Source organism: Pseudoduganella rhizocola (assembly GCF_045984285.3).
GTDB lineage: Bacteria > Pseudomonadota > Gammaproteobacteria > Burkholderiales > Burkholderiaceae_D > Rugamonas.
This window is the reverse complement of record NZ_JBJQIK030000004.1, coordinates 496,808-511,882: the sequence shown is the minus strand read 5'-3', so window position 1 is coordinate 511,882 and position 15,075 is coordinate 496,808. Positions and strand designations below refer to the sequence as shown.

The following is a 15,075-nucleotide window of genomic DNA, read 5'->3' as shown; positions in this document are numbered from 1 at the left end:
GAGTCCCCATGACATTCTCGCCCGCCCCGCTGACTGCCCCTTTCGGTACCTGGCCATCGCCTATCGAAGCGGCAACCGTGGCGGCGGGTTCGGTGCCCCTGTCTTCGCTGATGCTGGGCGGGGATGACGGCATGGACCTGTACTGGCTGGAAGGCCGCGCCGCCGAGGCGGGCCGCAATGCCCTGCAGCGCCTGCACGGCGAGCAGATCGACGAGCTGACGCCGGCGCCCTTCAATGTGCGCACCCGGGTGCATGAATACGGCGGCGGCGCCTATACGGTATCCGGCGACACCATCTTCTTCTCCAATTTCGCCGACAACCGCCTGTATATGCAGCGCGGCGACGGCGATGCCCATCCTTTCACCAATGCCGGGCGCCAGCGCTTTGCCGACTTCGTGCCGGACAGCCGCCGCCAGCGCCTGATCGCGGTGCGCGAGGAGCATGCAGAAGACCCGGCATCGCACGCGCAGCCGGTGAACACCCTGTGCGCGGTAGGCTATGACGGCAGCGAAACGGTGCTGGCGCAGGGCCATGACTTCTATTCCTCGCCGCGCCTGTCGCCGGACGGGCAGTCGCTGGCCTGGCTGACCTGGGACCATCCGCGCATGCCCTGGCAGGGCACGGAACTGTGGCTGGCCGAGGTGCTGCATGACGGCTCGCTGGGCAAGGCCGTCTGCGTGGCGGGCGGCGCCGAAGAATCCATCTGCCAGCCGGAGTGGTCGCCGGACGGCCAGCTGCACTTCGTTTCCGACCGCAGCGGCTGGTGGAACCTGTACCGCCTGCACTCGGGGAAGGTGGAAGCCCTGTGCCCCATCGAAGCCGAATTCGCGGGCCCGCACTGGACCTTCGGCAACAGCATGTATGGCTTCCTGAGCGCGAACGACATTATCTGCACCTATATCGAGCAGGGCGTGAGCAAGCTGGCGCACCTGCGCATCGGCAGCGGCAAGCTGGAGCCGATCGGCAATCCCTACCAGGAGATCCGCGAGCTGCGCGTGGCGCCGGGCTTCGTGGCGCTGCTGGGCGGCGGGCCCACCATTCCGGCCGAGATCGTGCGCGTTGACCTGGCCAATATCGAATTCGAAGTGCTGGCGCAGTCGATTCCGGACCTGCCGCATACCGGCTACCTGTCGGTCCCGGAAAGCATCAGCTATCCGAGCGTGAACGGCCGCACTGCCTACGCCTTCTACTACCCGCCCGCCAACCAGGATGTGCGCGCGCCGGAAGGCACGAAGCCGCCGGTCATCGTCATCAGCCACGGCGGCCCGACCGGCATGGCGGCCAGCACGCTGAAACTGGCGACTCAGTTCTGGACCAGCCGCGGCTTCGGCGTGCTGGATGTGAACTACGGCGGCAGCACGGGCTTCGGCCGCGCCTACCGCGACGCGCTGAAAGGCCAGTGGGGCGTTGTGGATGTGGAGGACTGCATTGCGGGCGCGCGCTATCTCGCGGAGCGCGGCATGGCCGATCCGGAGCGCCTGATCATCCGCGGCGGCAGCGCCGGCGGACTTACGACGCTATGCGCGCTGACCTTCCACGACACGTTCAAGCTCGGGGCCAGCTACTACGGCGTATCCGACCTCAAGGGGCTCGACGACGATTCGCACAAGTTCGAATCGCACTACAACGAATACCTGATTGCGCCGCAACCGGCAGCCGCTGCACTCTACCAGCAGCGCTCGCCCATCAACCACACGGACAAGCTGTCGCGCCCCATGATCTTCTTCCAGGGCCTGGATGACAAGGTGGTGCCGCCGCAGCAGTCCGAGAAAATGGTGGAAGCGCTGAAGGCGCGCGGCGTGCCCGTCGCCTATGTGCCGCTGGAAGGCGAAGGCCATGGCTTCCGCAAGGCAGAGAACATTGTGCGCACGCTGGAGGCGGAGCTGTACTTCTACCAGCGCATGTTCGGCCTGCCCACCGGCGATGCCGTGCAAGTGGAGATCCACAATCTTCCGGCGTAAATGAGCGACCAGCTTCTTACCGAATTCGAGGCGCTGCACGCCTCGGAGAAAGCCGTACTTGCCCTGCTCGCCCTGGTCGGCGAACCGATGGGCCGCACGGCCGTACTCGACCACATGGTGAAGGCCGGTGTCACCGACGCAAACGGAAAGTCCTTCACGGTACTGACACTGGACGACGCCGTATTGAAGCTGGAGCGCGTGGCCTTCATCAGCAGCGTGGCCGGGCGCGGCTATATGTGCAATGGCCGCCTGCGCTGGCCGGCGATCCGCGCCGCCATTGGCGGCCATATCCTGAACGATCTTTGCAAGGCGTATGAAACCCTGACGCCGATGCGCCAGAGCTGGAATGGCGCTTACGAACCGCGCAGCTACCGCCACGGCGTGGCGCGCCTGCGCATGGCGCTGCTGCGCAGCCAGAATCCGCAGCAGGTGGCGCCGCTGCTGCAAGCCTGCATGGTGTGCTACGAAGCGGCGCAACTGCATCCGATTGTGGATATCTTCACGCGGCCATTCGAACCGGGCATGCTGATGCTGGTGCATCCGCTGCTGCTGGACGATGTGCTGATGCTGCTGCTCCTGCACACGCAGCGCGAACCGGGAATGGCGCCGCAGATCCGCGGCTTCGCCGAACGCCACTACCAGCGGCGCGAAGCCGCCGGAGAAGCCGTCAGCGAAGCCCTGCGCCTGGCGCTCGCGGAGCACGCCATCCTGTGTGGCCGGCTGAAGGAGGCCGCGCGCTACCTTGAAGGCATGGAGGGCGCACTGGCGCAGTATTTCTCCAGCACGGTTAAGGCGCTGCGCGGGGATACCAACGCAGCCATTGCGGGCTTCGAGGGGGCGCTGAAATCGATACGGCGCGAGTCCGGCAAGCGCAAGCACCTGTTCCAGGGCCTGGGCGGGCATCTCTACGTTCTGTCGCTGCTGCGCAATGGCGAGGCGAAGCACCTGAAGACGGCCGAAAGCTACCTGGAGCTGGCCGTCCATGCGCAGGCCAATCCGGACCTGCCGGTGCACGGCATGCTCAGCATGCTGCGCCAGATCAAGGCCGGCACCATGCAAACCGATGTGGTGCTGTCGCGTGCCTGGGAGAGCGCGATGCAGCCGCAGATGTTCCAGGCCCTGCTCTACTACTGGCTCTCGCTGCCGCAGCTGAAGCAGCGCAAGGCCGAGCTGCAGGACCTGGTGCAGCACGCGGAAGCGGCAGGCTTCCAGTTGATTGCGGGCCAGGCCTCTGCTCTGCTGGGCCATCTGGGCGAGGCCAGCGCTGCGACACACGCTGCGGCGCTGCGCGAGCAGCTCGGCTTCAGCGACATGAGCACCTGGTTCGAGCGGCAAGAAGCCTGGCAGCGCCAGCTCTCCGCCCTGATCAACCTGCAGTCGCCCGCAGCGGATGGCGGCGGCGAAGCGCGCCTGATGTGGGTGGTCAGCTATTCACCGGCGCACGGCATCGTGGAGATCGAACCGCGCGAGCAGAAGCGCGATGCGCGCGGCCAGTGGGGCAAGGGCCGCCCGGTAGCGCTCAAGCGCCTGCGCGAAGAAGCGGCGCAGCTGGACTACCTGACGCCGCAGGATATCCGCATCAGCAGCACCATCGCGCCGTCGCGCCAGGCTTATTCCTCCGGCCTGCGTTATGACATCGACACCGAACAGGCCGCGCTGTCGCTGGTGGGCCACCCCTATGTGTTCTGGATGGATGCGCCGGAAACGCGCGTGGAGCTGCAGGCAGGCCAGCCCGAGCTGGTGATCCGCAGCGAAGGCAGCCAGTTGCGGCTCTCGCTGCAACCCGCCATCCTCGACCCGAACAGCAGCGTGGTGGTGGTGAAGGAAACGCCGACGCGCCTGCGCGTGGTGAGCGTGCAGGAAGAACACCGCCGCATCGCCGCCATCGTCGGCGACGGCCTGCTGGTGCCGGACTATGCGAAAGACCAGGTGCTGGAAGCGATTGGCGCCGTGTCCTCGGTCGTCACCGTGCAGTCGGACATCGGCGGCGGCGCCGCGAATGCCGAGCAGGTGGACGCCGACACCCGCATGCACGTGCACCTGCTGCCTTACCAGCAAGGCCTGCGCATGCAGGTGCAGGTGCGGCCGTTGCCCGATGCCGGCCCATATTACGCGCCGGGCGACGGCACCGAAAGCGTGATTGCCGATATCGGCGGCAAACCCGTGCAGGCGCGGCGCGACCTGGTGGCGGAGCGCGACAGCCTGCGCAAGCTGGTGCTGAAATGCCCGGTGCTGGAGCAAGCCACCGAAGATCACGGCGAATGGCTGCTCGGCCAGCCCGCCCTCGCGCTGGAACTGCTGGCCGAGCTGCAGGCGATGGACGATATCGTGCTCGCGTGGCCGGACGGCGAAGCGTTCCGCCTCACGAAACCGGTGTACACCAAGCAGCTCAAGCTGAACATAAAGAGCAAGAAGGACTGGTTCGCCGTCGACGGCCAGCTGGAGCTGGACGAAGGCAAGGTGATGGACCTGCGCACCCTGCTGGAGCTGATCGAGCAAAGCAAGAGCCGCTTCGTGCAGCTGGGCGACAAGCAGTTCCTGGCCCTGTCCGAAGAACTGCACCGCCGCCTCACCGACCTGCAGGACTTAGGCAGCGAAGACGATGCGGGCATGAAGGTGCACCGGCTCGCGGCCTTCGTGCTGGAAGAACTGGCCTCCGAAGTCAGCGGCGTGGAAGCGGACACTATGTGGCGCGAACACCTGGCGCGCATCGACGCGCTGGCCGAGTACCGCCCCGTGCTGCCATCCACGCTGCAGGCCGAGCTGCGCGACTACCAGCAGGCAGGCTTCGAATGGCTGGCCCGCCTTGCCCATTGGGGGGTGGGCGCCTGCCTCGCCGACGATATGGGCCTGGGCAAAACGCTGCAGACGCTTGCACTGCTGCTGACGCGCGTGCCGCAGGGGCCGGCCCTGGTGGTGGCGCCGACCTCCGTGTGCCTGAACTGGGCATCGGAAGCGGCGCGCTTTGCGCCGACGCTGAACGTGAAAATGTTCGGCGCCGGCGACCGTGCCGAAATGCTGGAGAGCGCCGGGCCGTTCGACCTGGTGATCGTCAGCTACGGCCTGCTGCAGCTGGAATCGGAACGCTTCGTGAAGCAGCAGTGGCACACCATCGTGCTGGACGAAGCGCAGGCCATCAAGAACGCAGCCACCAAGCGCTCGCAGGCCGTGATGGCGCTGCGCGGCGGTTTCCGCATGGCCGTCACCGGCACGCCGCTGGAAAACCACCTCGGCGAATTGTGGAACCTGTTCCGCTTCATCAATCCGGGACTGCTTGGATCGCTGGAGCAGTTCAACCTGCGCTTTGCGGGACCGATCGAACGCCAGCAGGACGCGAAGGCCGAAGTCGGCGCGCGCAACCGCCTGCGCCGCCTGATCAGCCCATTCATCCTGCGCCGCACGAAAGCGCAGGTGCTGACCGAGCTGCCGGCACGCACAGAAATTACGCTGGAAGTGGACCTCTCCGCCGACGAAGCGGCGCTGTACGAATCGCTGCGCCGTGATGCGATGGAGAAGCTGGCCGCCATCGAAGGCCCGGCGGACCGCAAGTCCATGCAGATCCTGGCCGAGATCATGAAGCTGCGCCGCGCCTGCTGCAACCCGAACCTGGTAGCGCCCGCGCTGCGGCTGCGCAGCAGCAAGCTGGATGCGTTCTCGGAGCTGCTGGGCGGCCTGCTGGAGAACAAGCACAAGGTACTGGTGTTCAGCCAGTTCGTGGATCACCTGTCGCTGATCCGCGTGCACCTGGACGCGCATGGCGTGAGCTACCAGTACCTGGACGGCGCCACGCCGATGGCCGAACGCAAGCGCCGCGTCGATGCGTTCCAGGCCGGCGAAGGCGACGTCTTCCTCATCAGCCTGAAAGCGGGCGGCGTGGGCATCAACCTGACGGCAGCCGACTATGTGATTCATATGGATCCATGGTGGAATCCAGCCGTGGAAGACCAGGCCTCGGACCGTGCGCACCGCATGGGCCAGCAGCGCCCGGTGACGATCTACCGCCTGGTAGCGCGGCACACGATCGAGGAAGGCATTGTCGACCTGCACAGCCACAAGCGGGAGCTGGCAGACAGCCTGCTTGACGGCAGCGACCTCTCCGCACGCATGAGCGCGGACGACATGCTGGCCATGCTGCAGGAAGGCCTGCGGCGCTAAGCGCGCGCTGCGCCGCAAGGGGCGGCGCTATGATGTGTTCTCACACGAGGAGCACATCATGGCCGATTCCCTGCTGCGCGTATTCGACAGTTTCAGCATTGCCCACCAGGCCCGCGACGCCCTGCTGGCGGCGGGCATCGACGCCTCCGCGATCCATTTGCGCACGCTGGAAGACGATGGCGGCCCGGTGCAAGGCAACTTCGTGGTCGATATCGAAAACGCGCGCACGCCCGCGCGCGGCAGTCCCAACCGCCAATCCGCACAATCCGAACTGCGCACGCCCGTGCAGCGCAACACCTGCCTGATGCACGTGGACCTCGCCAGCGACGCCCAGGGCGCCCAGATCGCCGCCATCCTCGACCACTTCGCCCTGCAGGACCATCCCGAGCGCACCGACAGCCGCCAAGGCTGAACCCGTGTCCACCCTGGGGTCAGACCCCAGGGTGGACACGGGCTCGGCTGTTGTGCAATTATTAGTGGATGGAAGAGGATAACGCTACTGATATTGCGGCGCATGGAACGCTGCTGTGCCGCAAGGCGTGGACTGCTTACGTGGGCATCACCCTGTTCGCCGTGGTGATGATCTTCATGCTGAGGCTGGCGTTCGTGTATTCAGAATTGGCTGCAGCAGCCGTGCTCATTGTTTCGGCGCTGATCATCATTTATCGCGTGATGGTTATCCGTAGCGTGCAGCTTTATTACGATGACGTGGGCGTGTGGCTGTATTCCGGCGTGCTGCCGTGGGCCAAGGGCGTGCAGGGCGTGAAGTGGCGCGATATGGACGAAGCGACCTTCGTGCAGTCCTTCTGGAGCTGGCTGCTGCGCAGCTATACCATCCGTGTCGGCCACCGCTTCACCAAGGACAGCGAGATCGTGCTGAGCCATATGGCGCGCGGCAAGGATGCCGTGGCGCTGGTCAATGCCCGCCACCAGGCCCTGATCCGCGACGGGCAGCTGGCCTGAGCTTGTAGCGTCATGTAACAGCCTCGTCAAATCGGACGCCAGAAGTGGTAATCTCCCACGCACGACTTAACGAGGTTATCGAATGATCAAGACCAAGATTGCGCTGGCCGCAATGCTGATGAGCCTGGCGTTTGCGCCGGCCGAAGCAGCCAAACAGCCGGCCAAATCCGGCAAGGCCAAAACATCCAGCGTTTCGAAGAAAAGCAGCAGCAAGAAAAGCAGCTCGGGCAAATCCGGTAAATCCGGCAAGGGCAGCAAAAAGGCGGGCGCCAAGTCATCCGCCAAGGGCAGCAAGGCCAGCAAGAACACGAAGAAGGCGGCATCCCTGCCGCCGCTGCCGGCCGAGCGCCGCCAGGACCGCACTTTCGACACCGCCAGCGGCCAGTTCCTGACCGCGCTGTGGCGTATCGATCCCGAAACGGCCATCGTGATGGGCAAGTACGATACCGCAGCGACGCTGACCGTGCTCGATCCCGCCACCCGCCAGCGGCAGCAGGCCTTCATCGAAGAATGGATGGAACGCCTCGGCAAGATCAATGCGCGCGAGCTGTCGCCGCGGCAGCGCACCGATCATGCGCTGCTGGTGAACAAGCTGCAGTCCGACCTGTGGTACCTGAATACCTTCCGCGAATATGAATGGAATCCGGCGCTGTACAACATCGCCAGCCCGATCGACTATATCCTGCACACCGAGTACGCCTCGAAGCCGCAGCGCCTGCGCACCCTGCTGCGCCGCATCGCCAACGTGCCGGCCTATTACGAGGCCGCACGCAAGAACATTGTGAATCCTACGCGGGAGCACACGCAGCTGGCCGTGCAGCAGGCGCCTGGCGTCATCAGCCTGCTCGATGAACTGGCGAAGGAGGCGGAAGCCTCGCCGCTGGCCGCCAACGAGAAGGGCCTGTTTGCGCAGCGCATCGCCGCCGCGAAAACCGCCGTGGAGGCATACGCAGCCTGGCTTGGTGAGCTGGACAAGACGATGGCCACCACCAGTGCGCGCTCTTTCCGCATCGGCCGCGACCTCTATGAACAGAAGTTCGCGTTCGATATCCAGTCGGCCAGCACTGCGGAGCAGACTTACCAGAAGGCCCTCGCGGCGCGCGAACAGCTGCTGGCGGACATGGACCGCTATACCGAGGAGCTGTGGCCGAAATATCTGCCCAACACACCGAAGCCCGCGGACCGCACAGAGAAGATCGGCAAGATGATTTCCAAGCTGTCCGAGAACCATGTGCCGCGCGAGCAGTTCTTCCCAGAGATCCAGCGCCAGATTCCGCTGCTGAAGCAGTACGTGGTGCAGCGTAACCTGCTCACGCTGGATGAGGACAAGCCGCTGGTGGTGCGCGAAACACCGGTATATCAGCGCGGCGTGGCCGGCGCCAGTATCGAAGCGCCGGGCCCTTACCGTCCAGGCGACCGGACCTATTACAACGTGACCCCGCTGGATGACGCCGCGCCGGAGCAGGCCGAAAGCACGCTCCGCGAGTACAACCACTGGATGCTGCAGATCCTGAACATCCACGAGGCGATTCCGGGCCACTATGCGCAGCTGGTGTATGCGAACAAGTCGCCGTCGCTGGTGAAGGCCATCTTCGGCAACGGCGCGATGGTGGAAGGCTGGGCGGTGTATGGCGAGCGCATGATGCTGGAATCCGGCTACGGCGACAACGCGCCGGAGATGTGGCTGATGTGGTCGAAGTGGAACCTGCGCAGCGTGACCAACACCATCCTCGATTACAGCGTGCACGTGCTGGGCATGCAGCGCGAGCAGGCCATCGACCTGCTGGTGCGCCAGGCTTTCCAGACGCAGCGCGAAGCCGAAGAGAAATGGCGCCGTGTGCAACTTAGCTCGGTGCAGCTCACCAGCTACTTCAGTGGCTACAGCGAGATCATGGAATTGCGCGAGCAGCGCAAGCAGGTTTTGGGCGGCAAGTTCTCGCTCAAGGACTTCCACGAGGACTTCCTCAGCTACGGCAGCGCACCTGTGCGCGTCATCAAGGAACTGATGCAGTAAGCAGGTAGGCTGGCATGAAAACACGGCGCGTTGATGCGCCGTGTGCTAATCTGAATTCAGGGAGCGATCATGTCCATGCCGATTCCTTTCGACACTACCCGTTATACCAGCAGGCTGAGCGCCGCTGGCGTTCCCCAAGAGCAAGCCGAAGCGCACGCTTCGGCCCTTGCGGAAGTACTCAACGAAACTCCGGTCGCTCTCGATGCCGATTTAGCGCTGCTGAAGGCTGATATGCTGGCTCGCGTTCAGGAAATGCTGGATGCACTGGAACAGCGCATCCAGGCACAACTGGATAGGATCAATCGGCGCCTGGACATTATGCAGGCGGCAATTATTGTCCTGGCTACGGTCGAGATACTACATCTCGGCATCACCACCGTGCTCATGATAAAGCTGCTTTAGGCTTTTTCTTCCGGCGCCTGGGTGACCTTGACGAAGATCGGGGAGACCAGCAGGCCCAGCTCGAACAGCAGCCACATCGGAATCGCCAGCGAGAACTGGCTGACCACATCCGGCGGGGTAACAATAGCGGCGATGACGAAAGCGCCCACGATCACATAAGGCCGCCATTCCTTCAGCTTGGCCAGCGACACCAATCCCATCCGCACCAGGATCACCACCACCACCGGCACTTCGAAGGTTGCGCCGAAGGCGAGGCACATCGACATCACGAAATCGAGATAGTTCTCGATATCGGGCGTGACGGCAATCGAGGTCGGCGAGAATTCCGCGATGAAGTGGAACACGCGGCCGAACACGAAGAAGTAGCAGAAGGCCACGCCCGCCACAAACAGCAGCGACGAGGAAATCACCAGCGGCGCCACCAGGCGCTTCTCGTGCGCATACAGGCCGGGCGCAATGAAGGCCCACAGCTGGTACAGCACCCATGGCAGCGCCAGGATGAAGCCCAGCGCCAGCGTGACCTTCATCGGTACCAGGAAGGGCGCGATCACGCCCGTTGCGATCATCTTGGAGCCCGCAGGCAGCGCGGCAATCATCGGCTGCGCGATGATGTCGTAGATATGGGAAGGGCCGGGCCAGATCATCAGCGCCACGGTCACGAGCACAATGCCGATCGATGCCTTCACAAGGCGGTCGCGCAGCTCGACGAGATGGCTGATGAAGGTTTCTTCGGCCGGGTTTTCAGTGCTCATTTAATAGAACGATGCAGGAGGTTTGCCGCTGCGCGGACGGAAACGCGCCACGCGCGCCGCGCCGGAGACCACATGCATGCGGCCGCCGTTGCGCTGCTTGTACCACAGCGGCACGGCCGAGGTGCGCACCAGGCGCTTGCGGCGGAATTCCTTGGCCTTGCGCACCAGATCGTCGTTGGTGATCGATGCGTAGCTGTCGTGGTGATGCTCGTCGTGCAGCGGATTGTCGATGCGGAAGGCGTCCTCCACCTCCGACATATTCTTGGCGAGGGAACCCTCGACGTCTTCCTTGAAGGACTGCGCGGTCTCCTGCACATTCTTCTGCAGGTTGCGCAGCTCCTCCAGCTCGATCTCCCGGCTCACTTCGTTTTTCACGTCGTGCAGGTAGCGCTGGGCGCGCCCGTACAGGGTGCCGGCCATGCGCGCCACCTTGGGCAGCCGCTCGGGACCGATCACGACCAGCGCGACGACCCCGATAATGGCCAGTTTGGAAAGACCGAGATCGATCACCTGCTTAAACCTTGTGCTTTTCCTTGGCTTCCACTTCGATGGTGCCCTTGTCGGTCACTTGCGAAGGCGGCGGGGCCGGCTGCGCATTGGCCTGGTTCTCCTCATCGCCGTTCTTTACGCCATCCTTGAAGCCTTTGACGGCCTTGCCCAGGTCGGAACCGATATTGCCCAGCTTCTTGGTGCCAAACACCAGCATGACCACCACCAGGACGATCAGCCAGTGCCAGATGCTCATAGAACCCATCATTTTCTCCTTGCAGGGCAGCAACGCCCGAATTCGGTTGGAACAAACAGTATACGCGATGCGGACCCTGTCATGTGTCTGTCATTTTGACGAGAAGAAACTCGTTCAGCGCTGGCCTTTCCAGGGGCGCGGGCCGCCGTACATATGCAGGTGCAGGTGGTAGACCTCCTGGCCGCCGTCCGGACCGCTGTTGATCAGCGTCTTGTAGCCGCGGCTCGGGGTGCCGTCCGCGTCGTAGGTAACAGAAATGCCGTGTTCTTCCGCCAGTTTCGGCGCCAGCGCCAGCATCTTGCCCAGCAGGGGTGCGTGGCTGGCATTGGTGTCGGACAGCGTGGCCACGTGCTCTTTCGGAATCACCAGCAGATGCACCGGCGCGGCAGGGTTGATGTCCTTGAAGGCCAGCAGCTCGTCGTCCTCGTACACGATGGACGAAGGAATCTTCTTGGCGGCGATTTTGCAGAACAGGCAGTTTTCCACGTTGTCTTCCTTAATCTGGTTGGCGCGATGCTTTTTCTTCGATGCCGGACATGCCTTCGCGGCGCGCCAGCTCGTCCAGCACCTGCTGCGGCGTCAATCCGAACTGGGCCAGCATCACGATGGAATGGAACCACAGGTCGGCGCACTCATACAACACCTTGCTGCTGTCGCCGGAGACGCGCGCATCCTTGGCGGCCATCACGGTCTCGGTGGCTTCCTCGCCGACCTTCTTGAGGATGGCGTCGTCACCCTTGGCAAACAGCTTGGCCACATAGGAGGTGGCAGGGTCGCCGCCGTTGGCAGGCTTGCGGCCTTCGATCAGCAGCGCGAGGCGGTCCAGTACCGTGCTCATTTTTTGGATTCCGTATAAATCGTTTCCGGGTCCTTCAGCACCGGCTCAACTTCCTGCCAGTCGCCGTCCTTCGGGTCGCCCTCGAACTTGTTGAAGAAGCAGGCATGGCGGCCGGTGTGGCAGGCGATGCCGCCGGCCTGCTCCACCTTCAGCAGCACCACGTCCTGGTCGCAGTCGAGGCGGATCTCCAGCACCTTCTGCACATGGCCCGATTCTTCGCCCTTGTGCCAGAGCTTCTTGCGCGAGCGGCTCCAGTACACGGCTTCGCCCAGCTCCACGGTCTTGTACAGCGCGTCGCGGTTCATCCAAGCGAACATCAGCACGTCCCCGCTGCCCGCTTCCTGCGCGATCACGGGCACGAGGCCATGCTCGTCCCATTTCACGCGGTTCAGCCATTTGGCGTTTGCTACAGGTGGCGTCGTCATGGTTACACCAGGCGCATCGGGATGCCTTGACCGGCCATGAAGCGCTTGGCTTCCTGCACGGTATGCTGGCCGTAGTGGAAAATGCTGGCCGCCAGCACAGCGTCGGCACGGCCTTCCTTGATGCCGTCGGCCAGGTCCTGCAGGCCGCCTACGCCGCCGCTGGCGATCACCGGCACGCTCACCGCGTCCGATACCGCACGCGTCAGGCCCAGGTCGAAGCCGGACTTGGTGCCGTCGCGGTCCATGCTGGTCAGCAGCAGCTCGCCGGCGCCCAGCGATTCCATTTTCTTCGCCCACTCCACGGCATCGAGGCCGGTGGCATTGCGGCCGCCGTGGGTGAACACTTCCCACTTGCCCGGCGCAACCTGCTTGGCGTCGATGGCGACCACGATGCACTGCGAACCGTGCTTCTGCGATGCATCGAACACCAGCTGCGGATTGCTGACCGCGGAGGTGTTGAGGCTCACCTTGTCCGCGCCCGCGTTCAGCAGGCGGCGCACATCTTCCACCTGGCGCACGCCGCCGCCCACGGTGAGCGGGATGAAGACCTGGGACGCCACGGCCTCGATGATGTCCAGGATCAGGCCCCGGTTATCGCTCGATGCGGTGATGTCGAGGAAGGTCAGTTCGTCCGCGCCCTGCTCGTCGTAGCGGCGCGCGATTTCCACCGGATCGCCCGCGTCGCGCAGCTCGGTGAAGTTGACGCCTTTGACGACGCGGCCATTGGTCACGTCCAGGCAGGGGATGATGCGTTTCGCAAGCATGATAGGTTTCTTATTCGGTGTCGCCCGACAGTTCGTCGGCGCGTTCCTGCGCCGAGCTGAGATCCAGCGTGCCTTCGTAAATCGAACGGCCGCAGATCACGCCTTCGATGCCTTCGTCCTGCACGGCGCACAGGGCTTCCACGTCGGCGATGGTGTGCACGCCGCCCGATGCGATGATCGGAATGCGCACGGCCTGCGCCAGCTTCACGGTGGCTTCAATGTTCACGCCGCCCATCATGCCGTCGCGGCCGATGTCGGTGTAGACGATGGATTCCACGCCGTAGCCTTCGAATTTCTTCGCCAGGTCGATCACTTCGTGGCCGGACATCTTGCTCCAGCCGTCGGTAGCCACCTTGCCGTCCTTGGCGTCCAGGCCCACGATGATATTGCCGGGGAAGGCGCCGCAGGCGTCATGCAGGAAGCCGGGATTCTTCACGGCGGCGGTGCCGATGATGATGTAGCTGATGCCGTCATCCAGGTAGCGCTCGATGGTATCGAGGTCGCGGATGCCGCCGCCCAGCTGCACTGGGATTTCCTCGATGCCGTTTTCGTCCGCGAAGTCGCGCACCGCGGCCAGGATCGATTTCACCGCGCCTTCGTTTTTCGGCTTGCCGGCAAAGGCGCCGTTCAGGTCAACCAGGTGCAGGCGGCGTGCGCCCTGCTTCAGCCAATGGCGTGCCATTTCGGCAGGGTCTTCGGAGAAGACGGTGGCAAGTTCCATATCGCCTTGCTTGAGGCGAACGCAGTGACCGTCCTTGAGGTCGATGGCAGGAATGAGCAGCATGGTTTAAGGGTTCCAGTGAACGAAGTTTTTATACAACTGCAGGCCGGTGCCTGCGCTTTTCTCAGGGTGGAATTGCGTAGCAAAGATATTGTCGCGCGCGACGGCGCAGCAGAAAGCGTCACCGTACACGGTTTCGCCCGCGATGTGCGCGCTGTTCTGCGGCTGGGCGAAATAGCTGTGCACGAAGTAGAAGTAGGCGTCGTCCGGAATGCCTTCCCAAAGCGCGTGAGGGCGGGTCTGCTTTACCTTGTTCCAGCCCATCTGCGGTACCTTGAAGCGCGAGCCGTCGTCCTGCAGGCGGCCGTCGAGACGGAAACGCACCACTTTGCCCGGCATCAGGCCAAGGCCGGAGGCATTGCCTTCCTCGCTGCCGTCGAACAGCATCTGTTCGCCGATGCACACGCCCAGCAGCGGCTTGCTTTCGGCTGCGCGCAGCAGCGCTTCCTGCACGCCGGATTCGCGCAGGCTGCGCATACAGTCCGGCATGGCGCCCTGGCCGGGCAGCACGATGCGCTCGGCGCTTTCGATATCGGCCACTTCGCCGGAAATGCGGACGTCCGCTTCCGGCGCGACGGCACGCAGGGCCTGCGCGACGGAGCGCAGATTCCCCATGCCGTAGTCAACTACAACGATCTTTTTCATGTCCAGAGCCTGAAGTAAGGGCTTACAGGCTTCCTTTGGTGGATGGGATGGTGCCGGCGGCGCGTTCGTCCAGCTCCACCGCCATGCGCAGGGCGCGGCCGAAAGCCTTGAATACCGTCTCGCACTGGTGGTGGGCGTTGGTGCCGCGCAGGTTATCGATATGCAGCGTCACTTGCGCGTGATTGACGAAGCCGCGGAAGAATTCCAGCGTCAGGTCCACGTCGAAGCCGCCGATCATCGCACGGGTGAACGGAATGTGGTATTCGATGCCGGGACGGCCGGAGAAGTCGATGACGACGCGCGACAGCGCCTCGTCCAGCGGCACGTAGGCGTGGCCGTAGCGGCGGATGCCCTTCTTGTCGCCGATGGCCTTGGCGATGGCCATGCCGAGCGTGATGCCCACGTCTTCCACCGTGTGGTGGTTGTCGATATGGGTGTCGCCCGTGGCCTGCACGTCCAGGTCGATCAGGCCGTGGCGCGCGATCTGGTCCAGCATATGGTCGAGGAAGGGAACGCCCGTGTTCAGCTTCTGGACGCCGGTGCCGTCCAGGTTGAGGGCGACACGGATCTGCGTCTCGTTGGTATTGCGCGTAATTTCAGCGGTACGGTTCATGGGAAGCTCTAGTTGGG

16 protein-coding genes are annotated in these 15,075 nt (G+C 63.9%); 6 read left to right on the top strand and 10 right to left on the bottom strand.

The genetic code is table 11. The features are described from left to right. Positions 1–8 precede the first annotated feature (8 nt). From ACJRPG_RS12745 to ACJRPG_RS12720, 6 genes are all read left to right on the top strand, one after another. Positions 9–1,961 (top strand): S9 family peptidase, encoded by a 1,953-nt coding sequence (locus tag ACJRPG_RS12745; RefSeq protein WP_408000457.1) that lies wholly within the window; start codon positions 9–11, stop codon positions 1,959–1,961. Beyond that, complete coding sequence (locus tag ACJRPG_RS12740; protein ID WP_408000456.1) at positions 1,962–6,116, top strand: SNF2-related protein; 4,155 nt, start codon at positions 1,962–1,964, stop codon at positions 6,114–6,116. It begins immediately after the preceding gene. Positions 6,117–6,174: 58 nt separating this feature from the next. Next, complete coding sequence (locus tag ACJRPG_RS12735) at positions 6,175–6,528, top strand: hypothetical protein (protein WP_408000455.1); 354 nt, start codon at positions 6,175–6,177, stop codon at positions 6,526–6,528. A 68-nt stretch (positions 6,529–6,596) separates the two neighbouring features. After that, positions 6,597–7,079, top strand: a complete 483-nt coding sequence (locus ACJRPG_RS12730) for a hypothetical protein (protein ID WP_408000454.1) — start codon at positions 6,597–6,599, stop codon at positions 7,077–7,079. A gap of 82 nt (positions 7,080–7,161) precedes the next feature. Beyond that, the gene (locus tag ACJRPG_RS12725; RefSeq protein ID WP_408000453.1) at positions 7,162–9,093 is read left to right on the top strand and encodes a DUF885 domain-containing protein; all 1,932 of its coding nucleotides are present in this window, start codon (positions 7,162–7,164) and stop codon (positions 9,091–9,093) included. A 69-nt stretch (positions 9,094–9,162) separates the two neighbouring features. Beyond that, entirely contained in the window at positions 9,163–9,495 is a 333-nt protein-coding gene (locus ACJRPG_RS12720) for a hypothetical protein (protein WP_408000452.1), read from the top strand. Here ACJRPG_RS12720 and tatC read toward each other — a convergent pair. The 10 genes from tatC to hisB form a co-directional block, all read right to left on the bottom strand. Further along, positions 9,492–10,247, bottom strand: a complete 756-nt coding sequence (tatC, locus tag ACJRPG_RS12715; RefSeq protein WP_408000451.1) for a twin-arginine translocase subunit TatC — start codon at positions 10,245–10,247, stop codon at positions 9,492–9,494. The two genes, ACJRPG_RS12720 and tatC, sit on opposite strands and share 4 nt — an antisense overlap. Then, positions 10,248–10,757, bottom strand: a complete 510-nt coding sequence (gene tatB / locus ACJRPG_RS12710; protein ID WP_408000450.1) for a Sec-independent protein translocase protein TatB — start codon at positions 10,755–10,757, stop codon at positions 10,248–10,250. A 4-nt stretch (positions 10,758–10,761) separates the two neighbouring features. Continuing rightward, positions 10,762–11,001, bottom strand: coding sequence for a Sec-independent protein translocase subunit TatA (tatA, locus tag ACJRPG_RS12705; RefSeq protein ID WP_408000508.1), 240 nt, complete (start codon positions 10,999–11,001; stop codon positions 10,762–10,764). A 105-nt stretch (positions 11,002–11,106) separates the two neighbouring features. After that, positions 11,107–11,478, bottom strand: coding sequence for a histidine triad nucleotide-binding protein (locus tag ACJRPG_RS12700; RefSeq protein ID WP_408000449.1), 372 nt, complete (start codon positions 11,476–11,478; stop codon positions 11,107–11,109). 10 nt (positions 11,479–11,488) lie between these two features. Next, positions 11,489–11,830, bottom strand: a complete 342-nt coding sequence (locus tag ACJRPG_RS12695; protein WP_408000448.1) for a phosphoribosyl-ATP diphosphatase — start codon at positions 11,828–11,830, stop codon at positions 11,489–11,491. Further along, a complete protein-coding gene (gene hisI / locus ACJRPG_RS12690) occupies positions 11,827–12,255 on the bottom strand; it encodes a phosphoribosyl-AMP cyclohydrolase (protein WP_408000447.1) in 429 nt (142 codons plus the stop codon). Before hisI ends, ACJRPG_RS12695 begins: the two co-directional genes overlap by 4 nt. A gap of 2 nt (positions 12,256–12,257) precedes the next feature. After that, positions 12,258–13,019: an imidazole glycerol phosphate synthase subunit HisF gene (gene hisF / locus ACJRPG_RS12685; RefSeq protein ID WP_408000446.1), complete on the bottom strand. Its 762-nt coding sequence runs from the start codon at positions 13,017–13,019 to the stop codon at positions 12,258–12,260. A gap of 10 nt (positions 13,020–13,029) precedes the next feature. Continuing rightward, the gene (gene hisA / locus ACJRPG_RS12680) at positions 13,030–13,803 is read right to left on the bottom strand and encodes a 1-(5-phosphoribosyl)-5-[(5-phosphoribosylamino)methylideneamino]imidazole-4-carboxamide isomerase (RefSeq protein WP_408000445.1); all 774 of its coding nucleotides are present in this window, start codon (positions 13,801–13,803) and stop codon (positions 13,030–13,032) included. A gap of 3 nt (positions 13,804–13,806) precedes the next feature. Continuing rightward, positions 13,807–14,445: an imidazole glycerol phosphate synthase subunit HisH gene (gene hisH, locus ACJRPG_RS12675; RefSeq protein ID WP_408000444.1), complete on the bottom strand. Its 639-nt coding sequence runs from the start codon at positions 14,443–14,445 to the stop codon at positions 13,807–13,809. Positions 14,446–14,467: 22 nt separating this feature from the next. Next, positions 14,468–15,058 carry an imidazoleglycerol-phosphate dehydratase HisB gene (gene hisB / locus ACJRPG_RS12670; RefSeq protein ID WP_408000443.1) on the bottom strand — a complete coding sequence of 197 codons (591 nt, stop codon included), beginning with the start codon at positions 15,056–15,058 and terminating at the stop codon, positions 14,468–14,470. Positions 15,059–15,075: the final 17 nt, after the last annotated feature.

What these genes read in the sequence shown, in the direction of transcription:
- hisF (WP_408000446.1), bottom strand. Translation starts at nt 13,019, where the DNA reads ATGCTTGCGAAACGCATCATCCCCTGCCTGGACGTGACCAATGGCCGC.
- hisH (WP_408000444.1), bottom strand. Translation starts at nt 14,445, where the DNA reads ATGAAAAAGATCGTTGTAGTTGACTACGGCATGGGGAATCTGCGCTCC.
- ACJRPG_RS12735 (WP_408000455.1), top strand. Translation starts at nt 6,175, where the DNA reads ATGGCCGATTCCCTGCTGCGCGTATTCGACAGTTTCAGCATTGCCCAC.
- ACJRPG_RS12725 (WP_408000453.1), top strand. Translation starts at nt 7,162, where the DNA reads ATGATCAAGACCAAGATTGCGCTGGCCGCAATGCTGATGAGCCTGGCG.
- ACJRPG_RS12720 (WP_408000452.1), top strand. Translation starts at nt 9,163, where the DNA reads ATGTCCATGCCGATTCCTTTCGACACTACCCGTTATACCAGCAGGCTG.
- hisB (WP_408000443.1), bottom strand. Translation starts at nt 15,058, where the DNA reads ATGAACCGTACCGCTGAAATTACGCGCAATACCAACGAGACGCAGATC.
- ACJRPG_RS12730 (WP_408000454.1), top strand. Translation starts at nt 6,597, where the DNA reads ATGGAAGAGGATAACGCTACTGATATTGCGGCGCATGGAACGCTGCTG.
- tatA (WP_408000508.1), bottom strand. Translation starts at nt 11,001, where the DNA reads ATGGGTTCTATGAGCATCTGGCACTGGCTGATCGTCCTGGTGGTGGTC.
- tatC (WP_408000451.1), bottom strand. Translation starts at nt 10,247, where the DNA reads ATGAGCACTGAAAACCCGGCCGAAGAAACCTTCATCAGCCATCTCGTC.
- ACJRPG_RS12745 (WP_408000457.1), top strand. Translation starts at nt 9, where the DNA reads ATGACATTCTCGCCCGCCCCGCTGACTGCCCCTTTCGGTACCTGGCCA.
- hisA (WP_408000445.1), bottom strand. Translation starts at nt 13,803, where the DNA reads ATGCTGCTCATTCCTGCCATCGACCTCAAGGACGGTCACTGCGTTCGC.
- ACJRPG_RS12695 (WP_408000448.1), bottom strand. Translation starts at nt 11,830, where the DNA reads ATGAGCACGGTACTGGACCGCCTCGCGCTGCTGATCGAAGGCCGCAAG.
- ACJRPG_RS12740 (WP_408000456.1), top strand. Translation starts at nt 1,962, where the DNA reads ATGAGCGACCAGCTTCTTACCGAATTCGAGGCGCTGCACGCCTCGGAG.
- hisI (WP_408000447.1), bottom strand. Translation starts at nt 12,255, where the DNA reads ATGACGACGCCACCTGTAGCAAACGCCAAATGGCTGAACCGCGTGAAA.